The sequence below is a fragment of the Bacillus sp. FSL W8-0770 genome (assembly GCF_038008705.1).
GTDB classification, from domain to species: Bacteria; Bacillota; Bacilli; order Bacillales; family Bacillaceae_G; genus Bacillus_A; species Bacillus_A cereus.
Genome location: NZ_JBBOZR010000001.1, coordinates 2,421,914 through 2,441,811 on the forward strand (window position 1 = coordinate 2,421,914; position 19,898 = coordinate 2,441,811).

A 19,898-nucleotide genomic window follows, 5' to 3' on the forward strand; every position below is an offset into this window, starting at 1 on the left:
TTAACCAAAGTTTCCTTGTAGTTAAACAACAGCACTCTTAAATATTGATAGAGGTATACTTATTTTCGATCTTCATCCTATAAAGGTTCATAATCCGTACTTGTTCCTCCGTTAATTCTTCTTTAACCCAATACATATGCATTAAGCTATATTCAAAAATCTCCTTTAATTTAATAAATAATGGAAACTTGTCTATCATCTCTTTTGGTAGTTCATTTTCCTCTTGGTAGCCTTCAAATAGTGCTTCTGTAATAGAATGTTCATAGTCAACGATATTCCCATTTCCAGCAAATGAATATTCTATCGCACTATAAATAGGCACTGCTAAATCGAATAGGTAAAAATGTTTTTCACAGTCTTGAAAATCAATCATTGTTAAGTTTGAATTGTTTTCAACTAATATATTTTCTAACCATAAATCACCGTGAATTAAGCCGTAATTCGAAGTGGATTTTTGTAACTTTTTTATAGAAGTTAAAACGTCAGATGCAATTTCTCTTATAGTAGTTTCTTCTTTAGGGATATACTTAAGAAAATTATACTCTTCATTTTCATACCAATCATTTATATGTTTTACTGGTTTAATCTTTTCAAAGTTTTTAGATATACGATGTAATTTTCCAATTTGTTTACCAAGCTTTTTAAACATTTTAGAATTCCATTCGCACCTTGGTAAATGTATACCAGGCGCAGCTTTATATAATGCAGCAAATAGTTCTTTGCCTAATGTTAATTTCTCTACTAAATTCCCATTAAGAGAATGTATGATTGGAGGAACTGCTAAACCATTTTCATATAAAAAGTTCGTATATGAAACTTCTTCTAACTGTTCTTCATATGTTTTGTAGTTTGTAATTCTAATGAAGTATGTATCTAGTTCTGTAAGACATTGATACATTTCATTCGTTATAGGTTTAATGTTAATAAAATTTAATGGATATCGTTCATTTATGAATTGAAGTATTTCTTTTTCTAGCTCGTTCATTGTAACGTCCTTTCCAAACTTTTATTTTTTACTAGAGAACTAAAAGATTCTTAATATACAACATTCGTGTTTTATGTTTGATTTCCTTTAAAATGAAGTAATGAACGGCTCAGGTTATAAAACACAAGAAGTATCAAAAGAAAGAAACGAACCTCTTATATACTTATAAATAAGAAATGAATGAACATATACAGCAGATAATTGATTGGAGTGAGAGCAATTTAAAAGAAGAATTTTCATTAAATAAATTATCCCGTTATATGGGCTATTCTCCTTATTATTGTTCCTTTAATTTTCACCAAGTAACAGGCATTAGTATTAGGCGCTATATTCTTTTGAGGAAATTGTATTTATCTAAGGAGGGTCTGACGAATGATAAAAAGATAATAGATATCGCATTGGATTATGATTATCCTTCGCAAGAGGCTTATAGTAGAGCTTTTAAGAATGTTTTTGGAATGAATCCAAGAGAATACCAACGAACAACATGCCTATTCAATCATTTGTTAAACTTAATATAAATAAAGAAGGGGAGTTCAAAATGAATATTTCTAGAAAATTAGAGGTTGAACAGTTACGTAATAAGAATAGTGAGCTATTTGATAAAGATGTACTTAACATATTGAATGGTCAAATGATGTATGAAGAATTTAAAACGGAGGAGCTAATGGGTGAGTCTGATTATGCCTCATTTAACGAGGCCATGTGTGTAAATAGCGCTACTGCACAAGTTTTTGATGAAGAGTTTATTAAAATAAGAGCAGAAGGTCATAACAGTTCAGTCGAAAATTATGCAAAAAAAGTTATAGATCCGTTAGAAAATCTATTTGCGAAAAAGTATAAATGTATTGTTTTATGGTTCGGTGAAGATATGTTTTGCCAAATGAATCTACTTACTTTACTTTCATACCTTGAGCAGTCGTGCTATGAAGGGAAAGTATACTTAAATAGTTTCAGGGAGGATGAATTTAAAGTAAATCAAATTGAACTTGAATTGGGGGATTATTCTACTATATACAATGAAGTATTAGTAAACCATAAAAAGACTTATCATAAAGTACCACCTGTAATGTATCAAGCTATAGATTTATATTTAGAAATGCTAAAAGAAGATAATATCGTAATGAAATTCATCTCTAAAAATAAAGGTTTATCAAATCAAGAATTATTAACAAAGTTGTTTTATCTTTTTCCAACAATCGGATATGGTGATACTCAGTACATAGAACTGATTAATAAAATGAAGAAGAAAACTACACCTAAAATATAGGTGTAGTTTTCTTCTTATAATTGCTCAAGTAATTCTAATTCTTTTTCTACAAATAGCATTAGTTCTTTAATGGTTTCACCAGAGAAATCAAAACGAATACCGGCTGCATCATATACTTCTTTTATAGATTGCGAGCTTCCTAGTGATAATGCCTTTTTATAATTTTCTAGCGCTTGCTTAGGATCCTCTTTATATTGTTTATACATTTGTAATGCCCCAAGTTGGGCAATCGCGTATTCAATATAATAAAATGGTACTTCAAAAATATGGAGTACAGGTAACCAACTCGTTGCTATCCAGTTTTCGTAGCCATCAATATGTATGACGCTAGATTGATAATGTTTTTGAAGTTGTAAGTATTTTTCATTTCTTTCTTCAGAAGTATGAATTGGATTTTCATACAGCCAGTGTTGAAATTGATCTACAATAAGCATAATAGGTAAATATGAAATAACATCTTTAAAGAAGTTAATTTTTGCTTGTTTTAAATCTTTTTTGTCTGTATAGAAGGTATCCCAATAATTAAGCGAGAATAACTCCATTGTCATACTGGCTAGTTCAGCTGTTTCAGCTGGAATTTCTATATACTGTCGTAATTTTAATGGTTTTATGAGTTCGTTATGAATACTATGACCCATTTCATGTATAAAAGTGATAATATCATCTTGTGTATAATTTAAGTTCATAAAAATATAAGATAATTGTGAAGCTGGTAAGTACTCACAAAAGCCACCAGCTGCTTTTCCTTTGCGGCTTGTTAAATCAAGACAATTGTGTTTATACATTCGGTTTAATAGTGCTGAAAATTCAACATCTAGTTTATTAAAGATATGAGTGCTCTTTTCAATTAAATCATTTTCATTTGCAATAGGTTTAAGTACTTTTTGATCTGGAGTTACAGCTGATACATCCCACGGGCGAAGCGTATCAACTTGCAGTTTTTCTTTTTTCTCTAGCATTATTTTATCTTTAAGAGGCACAACATATTTACGTATGGATTCGGCTAGTTCATAGCAATCTTTCGCTGAATAATCAAAACGCTCGTATTTTTTGAACATATAATCGCGATAATTCTCTAGTTGAATATTTTTTGCTTTTTGATGGCGAATTTCAATTAATTGATTTAATATGTTTTGGAGTTCTTTTTCAACAGATAAAAATTGTTCAGAAATAATAGTTTTTGCCTTTTTACGGATGTCACGATTCGAATCTTGTAAATAGGATTGTAATTCTGTTATCGTTTTTTCTTCTCCGTCCCAAATTCCACTTAATCCTCCAGTGATTTCAAAGTACTCTGTGACTAATTTGTCTTCCTGTATTTCTAATTCGATATTTTCCTCACAAAATAACTTTTGAGCATTTTTTATTTTTGCATCTAACAAACCATATACGTTAGAATCTAATTCCATTCGAAAAGGTGACTCTAAATATTTATTATCCAATAAATTTTGGTACCGCTTTAAAAGTGGCTTTACAAATTGTTGATCATGTTCAAAAGTATCCTTTATTCCTTCATCATCCGTATTACATTGAAAGGCGATGTAATGTGATCTTAATTGTTCTTCGATTTCCCAAATTACTTTTGACTGCTCTTTTAACCAATTTTCAAGGTCTAGTTTTGAAGAAATCATCTTATTTAATAAAGTCGAAAGAGTTTTTTCCAATTGTAGTACATTACTAATATCAATCGTATTTACACGTTGCATTATATATCCCTCACTTTTTATTTATTCATAGAGATATTCTATTTATTAATTGTAATTCCCTTGTTAAGTGGGGAAAATGTGAAATAATGTTAAATTTAATAATTATAGAAGGTATTTATATGTCAAAGTAAAAAGTTTATCGTAAATGAAAATGTGTGGAGGGGTGCTACATGAGAAAGGGAACAAAGGTACTTGTATTTTTAATTCCATTTGCTTTATTATGTGCCTGTGAGAATGAGATTGAAGATGCTAAAAGTGAAGATTCTATAGTGATGGATATTGCTACAGTAGCGGTAAAGGAGGAATCTTTTTTTAGTGCTGCTATAAGAGATGAAAAAGCAAGAATAGTAGATTTAGAGATTGCTGATAGCGAAAATCCTAACGAAATAAAAAAAGAAATTAATAAAAGATTGCAAATTCAAGGTATTATGTCCTATAAAGTAAATATATCTCAAAGAAACAAGGAGATTGTAAATGCAGAACATAGATGGGGGTTAGTTTTTGGACAGATATTTGATGACGTATTCAGGAAGAATGGATATGAAGGGTTTGGGATTCAGCAAATAAATTATAAAAAGAATCAACCTGTTACCATTGATATAAAAACTAAGATTAGCGATGATGAAGTAGGGGCGAGAGAACTTGGACAGAAAATAGAAAAAGAAGTTGAAGGGGTACTTAAAACAGAAGCAGTAAAGAAATGGATTGAAAATGATTCATACGCTATTGGGATTTACGATATAGATGATCGGAAAATTAACTAATTGAGGAATGAATGCTATATGAATATAAAATCGATATAATTAAATAGAAAATTGCTGAAGGAGGTGTAATATGTATAAGTATTTACATATTTTAAACGACATAGAAAATATGATTCAAAATGGAGAAATAAATGAAGGAAAGAAATTACCGTCTATACGGTCACTCGTTACGCAATATGAATGTAATAAGGCGACAGTTATACGTGCGCTTCATGAATTAGAAAAGCGTCATATTATATATTCTGTCCCTCAAAGTGGATATTACGTTGTTAAGAAATCTGGGAGTACCATAGAAAATAACGAGATAATTGATTTCGCTTCTTCAGCACCAGATCCAGATGTTTTCCCATATTTAGATTTTCAGCATTGCATTAATAAGGCTATTGATACTTATAAAAATGATTTGTTCGTATACGGAACACCGAAAGGGTTACCATCTTTAATTCCAGTCATTCAAAAACAGTTGGCAAATTATCAAGTGTTCACGAAAGAAGACAATATTTTTATAACGTCAGGTGTTCAGCAGGCACTTGCTATATTAACTTCCATACCATTTCCGAATGGAAATGAAACTGTATTAATTGAACAGCCAACATATCATCTATATATTGATTATCTAGAAATAAATAAAGTTCCTGTAATCGGTATTAGACGTACGAATAAAGGTATTGATTTGAATGAATTGGAACAAATATTTCAAACTGAAAAAATAAAATTCTTTTATACGATACCGAGATATCATCATCCGCTTGGAACGTCTTATTCTAAAGATGAGAAAGAAAAAATCGTACTATTGGCTAAGAAATACAATGTATTTATAGTGGAAGATGATTACTTAGCAGATTTAGAAACGGATTCGAAAGCTGATCCGTTATATAGCTTGAATCATGATAATCATGTCATATATTTGAAAAGTTATTCGAAGATTATTTTTCCAGGTTTACGAGTTGGTGTAGCAGTTATTCCACCGATTATTGCGAATGCTTTTTATACATATAAAAAAATTTTAGATATTGATAGTCCAATGATATCTCAAGCTGCTTTAGAAATTTATATAAAGAGTGGCATGTTTGAACGTCATAAAAATAAAATTAAATCTTCCTATCACAATAGATCTAAAAAATTAGCAGAAACACTAGAAAGAACTCATAGTGAAAACCCACTTTTATTCACATATAAAAAGCATAATACAATTGGAATTCATACTTGTTTAAAATTACATAAAACGAGTATTTCAGAAATGTTTTTCAAAAGACTAAGTGAAAAACAAATAAGTATTGATACAATTGATAAAAATTATGTGAGAGGTTTTCCGAAAGAAAGACTATTAAAGTTAAACGTATCGAATGTAAAGGAAGATAGGATTGAAGAAGGAATTCGTAAAATAATAGAGGAAATCAAACAATTGGAACATATATCCTTCCAATTTAAAAAAGAAAAAAATGAATAAGTAGCTTTGTTGTGAGACGCAAAATAATTCTTTTGTTTGTGTGTATCGCTATAATAATTGAAGCTATTGTTGTAACTAAATATTATAATAAGGATGATAATTATAATCCTTCAAAGATACATGGCTCGATTTATTGGAAGATAATTCCTAAAGCCGATGCTTAATTAAGGTTATGGCGGGTATAAACCAATTAGAACGTGATCTGATTCGTAGGTGGAAACATAAAGGTATTGAACTGAATAAGAAAGAAGGAAAATTTAAAGGTTGGTTAAAGAAATACTATAAAAATCATGCAGGAATGAATTATGCAGTAAAGCTTTATGAAGAGGTAGATATGAATGTAAATCAAATTTGTGAAATTACAAATGTGTCTAGGGCCTCATTATTTAGAAAGCTATCGGAAAGGAACAGTTGATGAGTTATACTAAAAATCAGAAATATATAATAAGGGATAAATTCCATAGAGAGGTGGAATTACATGCCTAAAATTGATAATATGTTAGCGATTCTATGGATGCTTCGCTCAGGTAAAAAAATTACTGCAAAACAAATTTCAGAAAAGTTAGAGATGAATATAAGGACTGTGTATCGTTATATTGATACAATTTCAACAAGTGGTGTACCTATAATTTCAGAACCAGGACATAACGGTGGATACACGTTATTAAACAATTTTATTGAGGCTCCTCTTTTTTTTGATTTTGAAGAGCAAACTTCACTATTTCACGCTGCTGTTTTTGCAGAAGAAGCCGGATATTATGGAGGTGAAGCATTAAATAGGGCCATTTCAAAACTAAGTAAATACTCAAATCAAGAGCAGGAAGCAAAGATAAACCGACATTTAAGTAGTCTAGAAGTAATAAGTCGATTTAGTTCATCCTCTATGGAACATTTTTTGAAGGAGTTGGAGGAGGCCGTAACTGATGGGTATTCAGTAAAAATTCTTTATTATAAAAGTGGGAAAAAGCAATTAAATTATAGATTGGTCGATCCGTACAGAATTATCTATTGGAATAATAGGTGGTATGTGATTGGATTTTGTCATCTTAGGAATGATATCCGTAGTTTTAGGGTAGATCGAATTGAAAATTTAATGCTAACCGAAAATAAGTTTAACCGGCCAGAAAATTTTTCAGCACGTGACTTTTTTATAAAAAATCTTCTTCCAACTATAGAAGATAAGGAAGGGATTATTTCTTTGGTTATTAGTGGGGATAAAAGTGTATTGGATGATATTTGCCAACATTGGTTTTTAGGACATTATTTACAAGTGCGAACTTCAAATCAAGCAGTTTTTCTTCTTGAAAAAGATATGATACATACATATGTACCTTATTTACTTTTACCGTACAATAAATCTATTAAAGTTATTGAGCCAATAAGTCTTAAGAAAAGACTTATTGAAGTTCTGTCGGAATTAATAAAATTTCATGAAGTATGATAACTTCCCTGACGTTAACTGTCAGGGAAGTTATATTATAATATCCATATCAATTGTGATTGGAGTGATATGGGATGCAAACAAAAAAAGTTTTTCTATATGTATTTAATACAATGTCGGACTGGGAATATGGATATTTAATTACCGAACTAAATTCAGGAAGATATTTTAAAAAAGATTTAGTACCTTTAAAAGTAATTACAGTAGGAGCTAATAAAGAAATGATTACTACTATGGGGGGACTGAGCATAAAACCAGATATTTCCCTTGATGAATGTACTTTTGAGAGTAAAGATCTTTTAATTTTACCAGGAGGGACTACTTGGAGTGAAGAGATTCATCAACCTATCTTGGAAAGAGTTGGCCAAGCTTTAAAGTTTGGTACTATTGTTGGTGCAATTTGTGGTGCAACTGAGGCCCTTGCAAATAGGGGATACTTAGATACTAGAAAGCATACAACTAATAATTTAGAATACACTAAAATGGTATGTCCTAACTATAAAGGAGAAAAATTCTATGAGTTGAGATCTGCGGTATCTGATGCGAACTTAGTTACTGCATCAGGAATAGCTCCTCTGGAATTTGCGATGGAAGTACTGAAAAAATTAGATATATTTGCACCAGATACATTACATTCATGGTTTAACCTAAATAAAACTCACAAACCTGAATACTTCTTTCAGTTAATGAATTCAATAAATTGATGAACTAAAAAATCAACTAAGCAGATTTATATTTGTTTAAATAATAACCATGCTCTAGACAATGTCAAAGCATGGTTATTGAATATAACTTAAAAATGGTTATAAAGTAATGAAAATTCCTTAACTTTGTATATTCGTATTTTCCTGACGTTACCTCTATAAAAGGAAATATGATAACAATCATATACCCAAAGTGATAGAACTGAGTTATAAAAAGTAGAAGAAAAGTGTTATGTTAATAATTTTTAGAGCACCCAATTGTTGAGTGCTCTTTTTGTTTAGGACATAATTGTTTTAAATGGAAATAAACTACCAATAGATGATATCTTTAAAGTATAGCATTTATTTTGAATGGGAGGGTGATGGAGTCTATGGGGGTACGTATAGTCGATGATTTACAGCAATTATCATTATTACTTATGTTTTTAAGTACATTTATATTTTACAGATACTTAAAGAAAGTGAAACGAGAGAGAAAATTGACTGGTTTTGAATGGACAATGTATTTTGTCACTCAATTTGCGACATTAATTTGGGCATTCACTTATTTTATTAAACACTTAGCTGAATCGTAATTTCTACTCATTTAAATCTAGTGTATTGTTATCTATTAGGGATATAAATATAGTCTGTATCTAAATCAATGACAGCATCGCTTAGGACTTCTTCTTGTAGTAATTTTGAGGATTTTTCAAAGTGATACCGTACACAAAATAAGCTTAGAAGATCTTCGTTAGATAACTCTTCACTTTTAACATGTAAATACATTGTTCTTATTTCGTGTATAGAGCAGGTAAGGCCAATAACATACTCATTTATTTCATATCCATCAAATTCAATTATCATATTATCACTGTTGGTTGCTAGCCAACTTTATAGCTTAATTTTAGATGAATCTATTATACATTGTTTGAAATTTAGTGAGAATATATTTTATAAAATGTGAGGGGTATAAATGGAACAAAATAAATTAGTTTTAGAAGGACCAAAACGTCTTAAGTGGAAAACATGTAAAATTAAGTCTATACAGGATAATGAAATTATCGTTAAAACAATTGCAGGTGCAATAAGTATTGGAGCAGAGTTACCACAGTATAAAGAATCGGATGTTACAGATACAAATCCTATCTATCCAAAAAAAACTGGATATGAAAGTTATGGTGAAGTAATTCAAGTTGGTAATAAAGTAACAAATTTAAACGTAGGTGATAAAGTAGTTTCTTTTTATGGACATGAAACGATAGGAATAGTTAAGGGAGATAAAGTAATTCGAGTACCTAGTTATATAAAACCTAAAGTTGCTTTATTATCTATTCTTTCGTGTGATGCTGCTGAAGGGGTATTGAAGCTAGACCCGCGACAGGATGAAAAAGTACTTATTACTGGGAGTTATCGGTTTACTCGCTTGTTATTTCTTAAAATACTATGTAGGTGTTAAGCATGTGGATGTTGTTGAGCCTAATAAAAATAGAAGAGAATTTGCAAAGAAGTTTGGTGCGAAAAACCTCTTTGATTCAGAAAAACAAATAATAGAAACATATAATTACGGTTTGGAATGTTCTGCTACAAATAGAGGGTTTCACACATTACAAAAGGCCATTAATAGTAATAGAGCGATATGTATTCTTTCTGATGGTAATATAGAAGACTTAACATTAACCGCCGACTTTTATCGAAAAGAATTGAAAATCATTGGTTCAAGTGATGGATATGGTTACCAAAAACATGCAGATTGGTTTTTTAGTCAAATAGAACAGACGCCATGGATAGAAGAGATTTTTCAACATGAAATTCATTATACTGCACTTGAAAAATGTTTTGAGGAATTAAGTCAAGGAATAATTACTCCTTTAAAAGTATTTGTCTCATATGAATAAAATGACAACGTACTTGTCACTTAGCTCACATATATTTTGTCATTAATATGATAATAAAACGAGGAGTAGCATGTACGTGTTAATTTTTAATAGGCACAACGGGTTGTTGCTCATTCATTATGTACAAATCGTATATTATCTTTCTCAATGTACATATTAAGTAAAGTATTTAATATCACGTACATAAAAGGCGGGGTAATATGGATGGAAATAAGAAAAATGAAGAATTGAGTAAATTTAAGAAACAATGGTTTAATGAAGATAATCAACCAGTAGCTGGTATAGAGCTAGCCTTACCGCCTGATATAGGCAGCATGTTAGACTCGAAATCAGTTGATGATCAAAGTGGAGAAAGTAATAATGAATAAGTTTAATCTATACGCATCCATTTGGGTGCTTTTGTTTTTTTGACAATAGAAAATAGATCATCAAATTCTTATTGAAAAAAGATGGATCTAAATAGATCCATTTTCTATATATGTAAGTTTTAATTTTCACCAAAAAGTTTAAAGTGCATCTAGAATGCTAATAACATTTACCATTAAAGGATTGGGCTATTATGCATATTATTGTTGAAAGCATTATTTTAATTCTCACTGGGATTCTTGCATTAAAAATGACAGGTAGTAAATCTGTTAGCCAAATGACAAGAGCTGAAATCATCATAGTAGTATCAATTGCGCGTATTATTGTAGAGCCTGTATTAAGTAGGAATGTAGTCCCATCTATATTTGCAGCTGTAATATTTGCAAGCGTACTTCTTATCATTCATTTCTTTGAACTGAAATCAAGGGAGGCGGAACAATTCCTAAATGGCAGTAGCTTTGTAATTGTTGAAAATGGAGAGATTATTAAAGCGAACTTGATGAAGGCAAAAATGTCTGAACAACAACTTTATATGCAATTAAGAGAAAAAGGAATACATGATTTAAAGATTTTGCAGCAAGTTACAGCTGAGCCGAATGGACGTATTGGTTATCAATTAATAGAGAAAGCTCAACCGATAACTTTAGAAATGTTAGAAAAAACATTAGATCAGCACAAAATAAAAAGATAATTTCTTATGTGAAATGCCAATATACAATTGAATTATTGGCATTTTTTATTTTTTCTAAATGTAAAAGTTAATATTTAGAATAGATATTCAGCCAATCTTTAAATTAGATATAGGCTTATTAATATGCTATATTCAATGGAGCTATAGTGACTGTGGTGAAAAAAGCAGCGTTAAAATGAATAGGTCTTTCATGTGATATTAAACATGAGATAAGAATAAGGAGATAAAAATAAAATGGAATTTTGGGAATCAAGTTTTATTGAGAAACAAACAATGTGGGGATTTGAACCTACAGAATCTGCAATTTTGACAAAAGATTTTTTTCTAGAAAAGAACATTAAGGACATATTAGTTCCCGGTATTGGATATGGTAGAAACGCAAAGGTATTTATCAAAAATAGTATAAATGTAACAGGCATTGAAATTTCGAAAACAGCGATCGATTTAGCAAGAGAAAACGGACTAGAAGATGTTAGTATGTATCACGGTTCAGTAAACGAAATGCCTTTTGATAATAAACTGTATGATGGGATATTTAGTCATGCACTTCTTCATTTGTTGAATGGACAGGAAAGAGAGAAATTTATTGAAGATTGTTATAATCAGTTAAAACCAGGAGGATATATGGTTTTTACAACTGTTTCTAAAAAAGCTCCCATGTACGGAAAAGGAAAACAGTTGGATAAAGATTATTATGAGATAATGGAAGGTGTAAAAATGTTCTTCTATGATTCTGAATCTATAAAAAAAGATTTTAATCAATATGGATTAGTACAAGTTTCGGAAATTGATGAACCAAATAAGAACATAGTAAATAAACCTTCAATCAATTTCTTAATGATAAAATGTAAGAAAGAACGATAACTAAAAGTTATTAAGAATGATTAAAGATGTTTATATATTGATTATGCACAAATAAAAAGGACAAGCATATAATATAAATACCTTTTAACTTTAAGTAACCTTAACTTTCGTTAATAGGGTATCTCAAAATCCCCAAAAGAGCACTTGCGGAAACAAGTGCTCTTTTATTTTTTTGTTTCATAAATATTTATACTTGCAAATTTCGTGCAATAAAAATAAATCTGAGAGAAATAACCATATCTTTATTATACGATTATTTCTGAACTACAAACGTTATAGCATTTGTTTTTAATTGAATGTGTCTTTCATTACGAACTATATTATAAGCTAATTCTTTTATTTCAACTTTTACTTCTTTCCATCCTTTATAAATACTTTTTAATAGATGTATCATTTCATCAGTTGGGAGATTAATTTCAATTAAAGCTTCTAATTCTTCATTCGTTTTTAAATCAATTTCTTGTATGTTAGAGTTAATAATCAAACAATTAATACCGCCGTTTTTTGTCCCTTGTTTCATAGAATGGAGCACTTTTTTAAAATCTTCTTTTGATTTAACATGCTCTAAACTTGATACTGCAACGATATAATCATAAGCGTTAGAGTCAATATGATAGTTTTCAATTGCTGCTTGTTCTGTTTTTATAACCTCGAATACATCATGTTCTTTACTATAAGTTTGTAGCTTTGTTAAAGCGGAATTAAGTAAATCAACACATGTAACAGTGCCGCTAGTATTTCTTAATTTTTGTGCAATTGGAATGCTATTTCTACCGACGCCAGAGCCAAGATCAAGTACTTGCAAGTTGTTTTGTCCTTCAAAGTGATCCATCAAGTCCATAACTGTTTTAACCGGTTTGTACAGCCAAGAGCCAATTTCAAATAGTTTATATTGTTCATAGCAAAGGTCGTGATATTTCTTTTCTTCTTGTCTTATGTAATCGATACGGTTCATATTGTTTCAGCCCCAATATTTTTATTGCAAAATTCATATGTAGGACAACCTTTTATATTTGTTTGAATTCGAAAAATACCACCAGCATGTGGATACTCTTTTAATTCGTCATCTGTCATTCTTGTTCTGGCTGTTGTAACATATAAATCTTTTAAATTAGGCCCACCAAATGTACATGATGTAACATATAACGCAGGAATTGGAATGCTTAATATTTGTTCTCCAGTAGAGGGATGCCATCTAGTTATTTTTGAACCTCCCCAATGTGCAATCCATAAACAACCTTCTTCGTCAATTGTCATACCATCAGGTAGACCATCATTTTCAGAGAAAATGATTACATCAATTGGATTATGAATGTCTCCAGTACGTATATTATATTGATAGCGAACCACTTTTTTAGTAGGTGTATCTATAAAGTAAAAGTATGTATGATCAGGTGACCAAGCAATTCCATTTGATGTATTTACATGTGAAACTTTTTTCTCTACACTTAAATTATGATGTAAACAATACAAGGAACCTGCAGCATTCATACCGTATGTATCTGTAGAACCTGCCCAGAAACGACCAGCTGGATCACATTTTCCATCATTGAAACGATTTTCTATTAAATGTGGTTCAGGGTCAAAAATATGTGTCAGTTTTTCGGTATTTACATTAATAGAATAAAAGCCTTTTTCCATAGCTAAGAGTAGTACATCCTCTAAATATGGAACAACACAGCCAATTTGTTGATTGAGTGCAATTACTCGGTTCGTATTAGCGGTAGGATTGTAGATGCATAATTTTCTCTCCATAATATCAACCCAATATAAAAGTTGCTTTTTTTCATTCCAACATGGTCCTTCAGCTAAACTTGCTTTAGCATCTAAAACTAATTCTATATTACTGAACAAGATGTTCACCTCGCGTTATAAGATATTAATATAATTCGATAAGAATAGAGGTAAACCTTTTAGTCAAAGGATATTAAAATTTATTCTGTAGAAAAATGACCTTCTCACAAGTGATTAAAAAAGTGTATAAACAAGGAGAGGAAAATGCATATGATGTTTTATGAGATTGTTTGCTTTTCTTGTAAGAATATATTTCGTGTTTACGAAGGCAGTGAAAAATATAAGCGATTTAAAGAAAAACCAAACGGGGCATATTGTTGTGATGAGTGTAGTCATAAAATTCAATTAGAAGCGATAAAGAATTTTTTTAGGTAATTATATGTTTTTGATTCGGAAAAGTTTGACAATAAAATTGTTATAAATTATCATATTAAAAAACTAATATTTAAAATGGCATGGAAGAGAAGAGTAGTTAAGAAAGAATACGTACAGAGAGCTCTGGTAGCTGAGAAAGAGCGGTATACATCTTAACGAAAAAAGACTTGGAGCTGCGCAAGGAACTAATTTATTTAGGGATGGTGCGACGGGTTCTCCCGTTATAGAGATAGGGTATAAGCATATTTTGCCGTACCTGAAGAGGTTAATATGGTGACATATTAACAAACTGAGGTGGTACCGCGAAGCTAACAACTCTCGTCCTCAAGATGAATAATCTTGGGGGTGGGAGTTTTTTTATTGCATAAAACTGAGAATACGAAAACAAAAAATAATTGAGGTGAGCAATAAATGCATTGGGCGTATGAAGTAGCACATGAATTAATTAGGAAACATCCAAATAAAGAAACGTTTGTTTGTGCATCTGGAATTAGTCCTTCAGGTTCTGTTCATATTGGGAACTTTCGTGAAATCGTAACGACTTATTTCGTAGTAAGAGCACTTCAAGGTTTAGGGAAAAAGACTCGTTTTATATTTTCGTGGGATGATTATGATCGATTTAGAAAAGTTCCAAAAAATATTGATCCATCTTTTGCAAAGTATATTGGTATGCCATACTGTGATATTCCAGATCCGTCTGGATGTCATAACTCGTATGCGGAGCATTTTGAAAAAGAGTTTGAAACATCGCTTCAAGCATTTGGAATTGAAGTAGAATTTATTTATCAACATGATGAATATAGAAGTGGAAGGTATAACAAAAATATTTTAGAGGCTTTGTATAAACGAAAAGAAATATATGATATTTTAATGGATTTTAAAACTGGAGAGTGTAGTGAAGAAGAGCGAAACAATTTTTATCCAGCTACATTATATTGTGAGAGGTGTGGAAAAGATACAACAACTATTACACATTTTGATGAAGTATTAAAAACAGTCCGGTATGAATGTGAATGCGGAAATGAAAAAGAATTATCCGTATTAAATACAAATAAAATGAAACTAAACTGGAAAATCGATTGGCCGATGAGATGGATGATAGAGGATGTTATTTTTGAACCGGGTGGAAGAGATCATTCATCAGAAACGGGTAGTTATAATGTATCAAAAGAAATTGCAAGGAAAATATTCAATCGTGAAGCGCCTCATTACGTTGCTTACGATTTCATTGGTATTAAAGGGAATCATGAAAAAATGTCTAGTTCTTCAGGGAATAGCATTACACCAAGCGATTTATTGAAAGTGTATATACCAGAAGTAATTCTCTTTATGTTTGCCAAATACAAACCAGGCGCTGCTTTTCATATTGGGTTGGATGAAGATGTGATTCGTAATTATACAGAGTATGAACGATTGAAAGATAGCTATGAAAATAAAACGCTCAAAAATGAAGATTTATTTGATGCAATTAAACTCTCTAAAGTTGATAGGCAGTTTAAAGAATATCCGAGATTTAATCAAGTAGCAGGAACGTTACCGCTATTAAATTTTGATTCATCTATTTTACAAGATACATTAGAAAAAATAGATAGAAGTTATACATTAGATGCTATGATAGCGATATGTAACCGCGCAGAGTATTGGATAAAAAACTTTCAATCTGAAAAATTAATTGCGGTAAATCGAGAGAGAAATACAGAGTTTTACAACACATTAGATGAAAGACAGAAAGAATGGTTAGTAAAAGTTTGCAATATACTTCGTTCTAACAAAGATTACTCTAACTTAATGGAGCAATTGTATTCGATTTGCCATCATGACAATAAAAAAATAATGAAAGAAAATCAAAAACAATTATTTATTATTATTTATAAGCTCATTATGAATCAGTCTAGTGGCCCACGTATATCGTTATTAATACATGTGGTGGGCATCGAAAAATTCATCTCATTACTAGATTTCTAAAATAAAGCTAAAAGAAACGCAAGTACTTAGACATCTAAGTACTTGCGTTTCAAATTTTGCTAGCGTGAATACATTTTTGGACATTCATCACCACTTGGTTCATAAAAACAATGGCTTTTAAACTGTCCTACAAATGGCTGATTATACCATTCAGGTGGACAAGCTCCAACTGGACGGAAATACCAAAGAGCCCATCGTGCAGGCCAGCGCCATTCACCTTGTAAAACTTTTCGTGCAATTTCTTTTTCTGATTCACGAGCGCGTTGATAAAAATATCCATATTGTACTGCTTCAAATCCGCCGGGGCTTTGATATACAGCGTCGCGTACGGTACGGAGTTGTTTAAAATCTAAGCAATCACAAAATACACGGTTTACTACAACGCATCCAACTAACTCCTCACCTTGGCGACCTTCACCTTCAGCTTCAGCACGAATTAAACGAGCTAGTAAATCAACATCACTTTCGTTGTATGGAATAAGGGGCATAGTGATACCACCTTTCTGTTATAGTAAAGAGTGTATGTTATAAAACAATCTGCGTGCTTTTTTACATAAAAATAACATTTAATTTTAAGAGGAGCTTGTATAAAAAGAGCTAATTAGTAATAGTAGATAAATATAAAAGGGAGAGGTATTATGTATCGAATTCATAAAGACCATATCATTTACTCAATGTCACCAGAAAATAAGCCTTGTATGGAAGTGGAAATTGGGAGCAGTCTTGTATTTGAAACATATGATTGCTTTGAAAATTAAATCGATTCTGAAGATGTTGTGTTTCAAGAATTAGATTGGAACCGAATTAATCCAGCGACTGGACCTGTATATGTTAAAGGAGCAGAACCTGGCGATATATTAGCCGTAACGATTGAAAAGATTAAAATTGCAGAGCAGGGCGTTTTAACTACAGGTGCAAACCTTGGTGTAATAGGGAATGAGTTAAATGAAAATACAGTGAAAATTGTCCCAATACATAATGAACATGTTTTGTTTTCAAGTGAACTACAAATCCCGATTAATCCAATGATTGGGGTAATTGGTACTGCACCGAAAGAAGAGAGCATTTCATGTGGCACACCGCATGATCACGGCGGGAATATGGACTGTAAAGAAATTAAAGAAGGAACAACATTACTACTACCAGTTAATGTCCCAGGAGCACTATTAGCGTTAGGTGATTTACACGCAGCAATGGGTGATGGTGAAATTGGTGTTAGTGGTGTAGAGGTTGCTGGTGAGGTAACTGTAACAGTTCAAATTATAAAAGGGAAAAAATGGCCGTTACCAATGGCTATTCAAAAAGAAAAAATGATGACGATTGCTTCAGAGAAATTGTTAGATGATGCAGCAAGTCGTGCTGTACATAATATGGTGACATTTTTACATGAAGAATTAGCAATGTCTAAAGCTGATGCAACTCTTTTATTATCGGCAGCAGGTAATTTAAAAGTTTGCCAAGTTGTGGATCCGTTGAAAACGGCGCGTATGGAATTAGGGATGGATTATGTGGAGAAACTAGGATTTACTTTTAGTAAATTTCATATTAAATAGATAAGGGGCGAAAAAGGATACTTTTGTATAAAAGCATCCTTTTTTAATTTACGGATTTTGTGAAAAGAGGTAGTATTTATTTTATATAAGTATATTTGAGATTGTGGATTAAAAAGGAGTTCAATAATGGTCAAAATTATGATTGTAGAAGACGATATGAAAATTGCAGAACTATTATCAAAACATGTTGCGAAATATGGTTATCAAGGAGTTATTGTATCGGACTTTCAAAATGTATTAGACATTTTTTTAGATGAACAACCAGAGTTAGTTTTATTAGATATTAATTTACCGAGTTTTGATGGGTACTTTTGGTGTCGTCAAATTCGCGGTGTTTCTACATGTCCGATACTATTCATTTCGGCTCGTGAAGGCACGATGGATCAAGTTATGGCGTTAGAAAATGGTGGCGATGATTTTATTCCGAAGCCTTTTCATTATGAAGTTGTAGTGGCGAAAATTCGTAGTCATTTAAGACGTGCATATGGAGATTATGCACCGAAACTAGAAGAGCGAATGATTGAGCAACAAGGCCTTTGTTTATATCCTGAAAGACTTGTATTGAAACTTAGAAACGAAGAGATTGATATAACGAGAAACGAAGCTATTTTATTAGAGACATTAATGAAAAATTATCCGCGTGTTGTGAGTAGAGAAGTGTTACTTAATAAATTATGGGATAGTGAATCTTATGTTGATGATAATACATTAAGTGTAAATACAACACGTGTGCGTAAAAAGTTACAAACGTTACATATAGAAGGTGCAATTGAAACGATTCGTAGTGTTGGATATAGATTGCATTTTACTTGGGATACTGGTATAGAAAAATGATAAGGTTGTTTATACGTGATCATATACCACTTATTTGCTTTACTATAATTCAACTACTAGCTATATTTCTCGTATATTGGTTTGATGGGCATAATCATATTACAACGGCGTTATATGCAATGTTTCTAGGTATTTTCTTTATGGGAAGTTATTTAGTGTTTCGTTATTTTACACATCGTTCTTTTTATGAGCGCTTAGCAAACCCGATGCAATCTTTGGATGAATCTGTTCAAAAATCTGATTTTGCAGATGTATCGGCTGCTCTTCAAGAACTACTTGAGGTGCAATATCGACATTATCAAAATCAGCTGCAAATGCAAGAGAGAAAAAATAATGACCATTTAACCTTTATGAATCAGTGGATTCATCAAATGAAAACACCTTTATCTGTAATAGAATTAATTACACAGGATGAAGTAGATTCACGTTTTGAAAGTATAAATGAGGAAACTGATCGATTAAAAAAAGGATTAGAAATGGCTCTGTATGTCGCACGTTTAGAAGCATTTACACAAGATTTTTATGTAGAAAGAGTACAACTACATAAAATAGTGAATGATTCGGTACATGAGCATAAACGGTTCTTTATCCGGAATTTTGTATATCCAGAGCTTGAAATTGATAAGGACATTACAGTAGAAAGTGATGCGAAATGGTTACAATTTTTAATTGGACAAATACTATCGAATGCGATTAAATATTCATCTGGTAGTAGAGAGAAGATTAAAGTGAAAGCTTGTAAGGAAGGTAATAATGTTATACTTGAAATTGCCGATAATGGTGTAGGAATACCGAAGCAAGATTTACCAAGAGTGTTTAAACCTTTCTTTACAGGAGAAAATGGTAGAGATTTTAAAGAATCAACTGGAATGGGGCTATATCTTGTATATGAAATTACAAAACAATTAGGTCATAGTGTAGAGATTCATTCAGAAGTTGATAAAGGTACGGCAGTACGAGTAATATTTTTTAATGTGTAAAAATTGATCAAGGCTAAAGAACTTGGAGATAAGTTTTTTAGCCTTGTTTTGTATTTTTTTAAAGTTTTCATATGAATAAACGACACAAATTAGTAAAAATTAAAGATATGAGCACATGAAATTGTAGAAATGAAAAATAATTGTTTTTGTAGTACAAATAATAATATTTACGCATACAGTATTATCATGGTACAATATGGTTACTAATGACGGAAAGGAATGATGGGTGGACGATGATTAACTAATCTTATTTTTAAATGTTGAAATTCAATAAATTTC

21 protein-coding genes, 2 pseudogenes and 1 other annotated feature are annotated in these 19,898 nt (G+C 31.2%); of the genes and pseudogenes, 17 read left to right on the top strand and 6 right to left on the bottom strand.

All coding sequences use genetic code 11. The annotated features are described in order from the left end of the window. Positions 1-37: 37 nt before the first annotated feature. Complete coding sequence (locus tag NST27_RS12380) at positions 38-985, bottom strand: phosphotransferase enzyme family protein (RefSeq protein ID WP_001003813.1); 948 nt, start codon at positions 983-985, stop codon at positions 38-40. Positions 986-1,245: 260 nt separating this feature from the next. On the opposite strand from NST27_RS12380, the gene NST27_RS12385 reads away from it, so the two are divergent. Both NST27_RS12385 and NST27_RS12390 read left to right on the top strand, forming a co-directional pair. Next, positions 1,246-1,506, top strand: coding sequence for a helix-turn-helix transcriptional regulator (locus NST27_RS12385; protein WP_233276706.1), 261 nt, complete (start codon positions 1,246-1,248; stop codon positions 1,504-1,506). A 20-nt stretch (positions 1,507-1,526) separates the two neighbouring features. After that, positions 1,527-2,255 carry a hypothetical protein gene (locus NST27_RS12390; protein WP_033689750.1) on the top strand — a complete coding sequence of 243 codons (729 nt, stop codon included), beginning with the start codon at positions 1,527-1,529 and terminating at the stop codon, positions 2,253-2,255. 14 nt (positions 2,256-2,269) lie between these two features. Here NST27_RS12390 and NST27_RS12395 read toward each other — a convergent pair whose 3' ends face one another. Then, positions 2,270-3,961, bottom strand: coding sequence for a M3 family oligoendopeptidase (locus NST27_RS12395; protein ID WP_001190038.1), 1,692 nt, complete (start codon positions 3,959-3,961; stop codon positions 2,270-2,272). A gap of 170 nt (positions 3,962-4,131) precedes the next feature. On the opposite strand from NST27_RS12395, the gene NST27_RS12400 reads away from it, so the two are divergent. The 6 genes and pseudogenes from NST27_RS12400 to NST27_RS12425 all read left to right on the top strand — a co-directional run bounded on the left by NST27_RS12400 (position 4,132) and on the right by NST27_RS12425 (position 8,895). Further along, positions 4,132-4,725 carry a DUF4030 domain-containing protein gene (locus NST27_RS12400; RefSeq protein ID WP_001225462.1) on the top strand — a complete coding sequence of 198 codons (594 nt, stop codon included), beginning with the start codon at positions 4,132-4,134 and terminating at the stop codon, positions 4,723-4,725. Between the two features lie 70 nt (positions 4,726-4,795). Further along, positions 4,796-6,175, top strand: coding sequence for an aminotransferase-like domain-containing protein (locus tag NST27_RS12405; protein ID WP_000280115.1), 1,380 nt, complete (start codon positions 4,796-4,798; stop codon positions 6,173-6,175). A 106-nt stretch (positions 6,176-6,281) separates the two neighbouring features. Then, positions 6,282-6,590 (top strand): annotated as a pseudogene (locus tag NST27_RS12410) (helix-turn-helix domain-containing protein); the annotation flags it as partial. Positions 6,591-6,653: 63 nt separating this feature from the next. Then, entirely contained in the window at positions 6,654-7,616 is a 963-nt protein-coding gene (locus NST27_RS12415; protein WP_001124137.1) for a helix-turn-helix transcriptional regulator, read from the top strand. A 74-nt stretch (positions 7,617-7,690) separates the two neighbouring features. Then, entirely contained in the window at positions 7,691-8,320 is a 630-nt protein-coding gene (locus tag NST27_RS12420; RefSeq protein ID WP_001193606.1) for a type 1 glutamine amidotransferase family protein, read from the top strand. A 371-nt stretch (positions 8,321-8,691) separates the two neighbouring features. Continuing rightward, complete coding sequence (locus tag NST27_RS12425; protein ID WP_000538966.1) at positions 8,692-8,895, top strand: hypothetical protein; 204 nt, start codon at positions 8,692-8,694, stop codon at positions 8,893-8,895. A 28-nt stretch (positions 8,896-8,923) separates the two neighbouring features. Here the strand turns inward: NST27_RS12425 and NST27_RS12430 are convergent, their stop codons facing one another. After that, positions 8,924-9,166, bottom strand: a complete 243-nt coding sequence (locus tag NST27_RS12430; protein WP_009326972.1) for a hypothetical protein — start codon at positions 9,164-9,166, stop codon at positions 8,924-8,926. 109 nt (positions 9,167-9,275) lie between these two features. Here NST27_RS12430 and NST27_RS12435 point away from each other — a divergent pair. The 4 genes and pseudogenes from NST27_RS12435 to NST27_RS12450 all read left to right on the top strand — a co-directional run bounded on the left by NST27_RS12435 (position 9,276) and on the right by NST27_RS12450 (position 12,118). Continuing rightward, positions 9,276-10,197 (top strand): annotated as a pseudogene (locus NST27_RS12435) (alcohol dehydrogenase catalytic domain-containing protein). A gap of 200 nt (positions 10,198-10,397) precedes the next feature. Beyond that, positions 10,398-10,565, top strand: a complete 168-nt coding sequence (locus tag NST27_RS12440) for a hypothetical protein (protein ID WP_000348947.1) — start codon at positions 10,398-10,400, stop codon at positions 10,563-10,565. Between the two features lie 191 nt (positions 10,566-10,756). Continuing rightward, on the top strand, positions 10,757-11,254 hold the full coding sequence (locus tag NST27_RS12445; protein WP_000547584.1) for a DUF421 domain-containing protein: 498 nt from the start codon (positions 10,757-10,759) through the stop codon (positions 11,252-11,254). 234 nt (positions 11,255-11,488) lie between these two features. Next, positions 11,489-12,118: a class I SAM-dependent methyltransferase gene (locus NST27_RS12450; RefSeq protein ID WP_000397592.1), complete on the top strand. Its 630-nt coding sequence runs from the start codon at positions 11,489-11,491 to the stop codon at positions 12,116-12,118. Between the two features lie 253 nt (positions 12,119-12,371). Here the strand turns inward: NST27_RS12450 and NST27_RS12455 are convergent, their stop codons facing one another. Together NST27_RS12455 and NST27_RS12460 are read right to left on the bottom strand one after the other, a co-directional pair. Continuing rightward, on the bottom strand, positions 12,372-13,073 hold the full coding sequence (locus NST27_RS12455; RefSeq protein WP_001079460.1) for a class I SAM-dependent methyltransferase: 702 nt from the start codon (positions 13,071-13,073) through the stop codon (positions 12,372-12,374). Then, positions 13,070-13,972 carry an SMP-30/gluconolactonase/LRE family protein gene (locus tag NST27_RS12460; protein ID WP_000492421.1) on the bottom strand — a complete coding sequence of 301 codons (903 nt, stop codon included), beginning with the start codon at positions 13,970-13,972 and terminating at the stop codon, positions 13,070-13,072. The genes NST27_RS12455 and NST27_RS12460 overlap by 4 nt, the downstream gene beginning before the upstream one ends. 144 nt (positions 13,973-14,116) lie before the next feature. Here NST27_RS12460 and NST27_RS12465 point away from each other — a divergent pair, with 144 nt between their 5' ends. Then, entirely contained in the window at positions 14,117-14,287 is a 171-nt protein-coding gene (locus NST27_RS12465) for a DUF2197 domain-containing protein (protein WP_000551047.1), read from the top strand. 72 nt (positions 14,288-14,359) lie between these two features. Then, positions 14,360-14,616: a binding site (T-box leader), on the top strand. Between the two features lie 82 nt (positions 14,617-14,698). Further along, positions 14,699-16,252, top strand: a complete 1,554-nt coding sequence (gene lysS, locus NST27_RS12470) for a lysine--tRNA ligase (protein ID WP_047386161.1) — start codon at positions 14,699-14,701, stop codon at positions 16,250-16,252. 59 nt (positions 16,253-16,311) lie between these two features. On the opposite strand, the gene NST27_RS12475 is transcribed toward lysS, so the two are convergent. Then, a complete protein-coding gene (locus tag NST27_RS12475) occupies positions 16,312-16,740 on the bottom strand; it encodes a cell wall hydrolase (protein ID WP_001128398.1) in 429 nt (142 codons plus the stop codon). Positions 16,741-17,010: 270 nt separating this feature from the next. Between NST27_RS12475 and NST27_RS12480 the strand changes: the two genes are divergently transcribed. The 3 genes from NST27_RS12480 (at position 17,011) to NST27_RS12490 (ending at position 19,619) form a co-directional block, all read left to right on the top strand. Beyond that, positions 17,011-17,805 carry an acetamidase/formamidase family protein gene (locus NST27_RS12480; protein WP_233276707.1) on the top strand — a complete coding sequence of 265 codons (795 nt, stop codon included), beginning with the start codon at positions 17,011-17,013 and terminating at the stop codon, positions 17,803-17,805. 126 nt (positions 17,806-17,931) lie between these two features. Continuing rightward, entirely contained in the window at positions 17,932-18,639 is a 708-nt protein-coding gene (locus tag NST27_RS12485; RefSeq protein ID WP_000238968.1) for a response regulator transcription factor, read from the top strand. Beyond that, positions 18,636-19,619, top strand: a complete 984-nt coding sequence (locus NST27_RS12490; RefSeq protein ID WP_047386163.1) for a sensor histidine kinase — start codon at positions 18,636-18,638, stop codon at positions 19,617-19,619. The genes NST27_RS12485 and NST27_RS12490 overlap by 4 nt, the downstream gene beginning before the upstream one ends. Positions 19,620-19,898 lie beyond the last annotated feature (279 nt).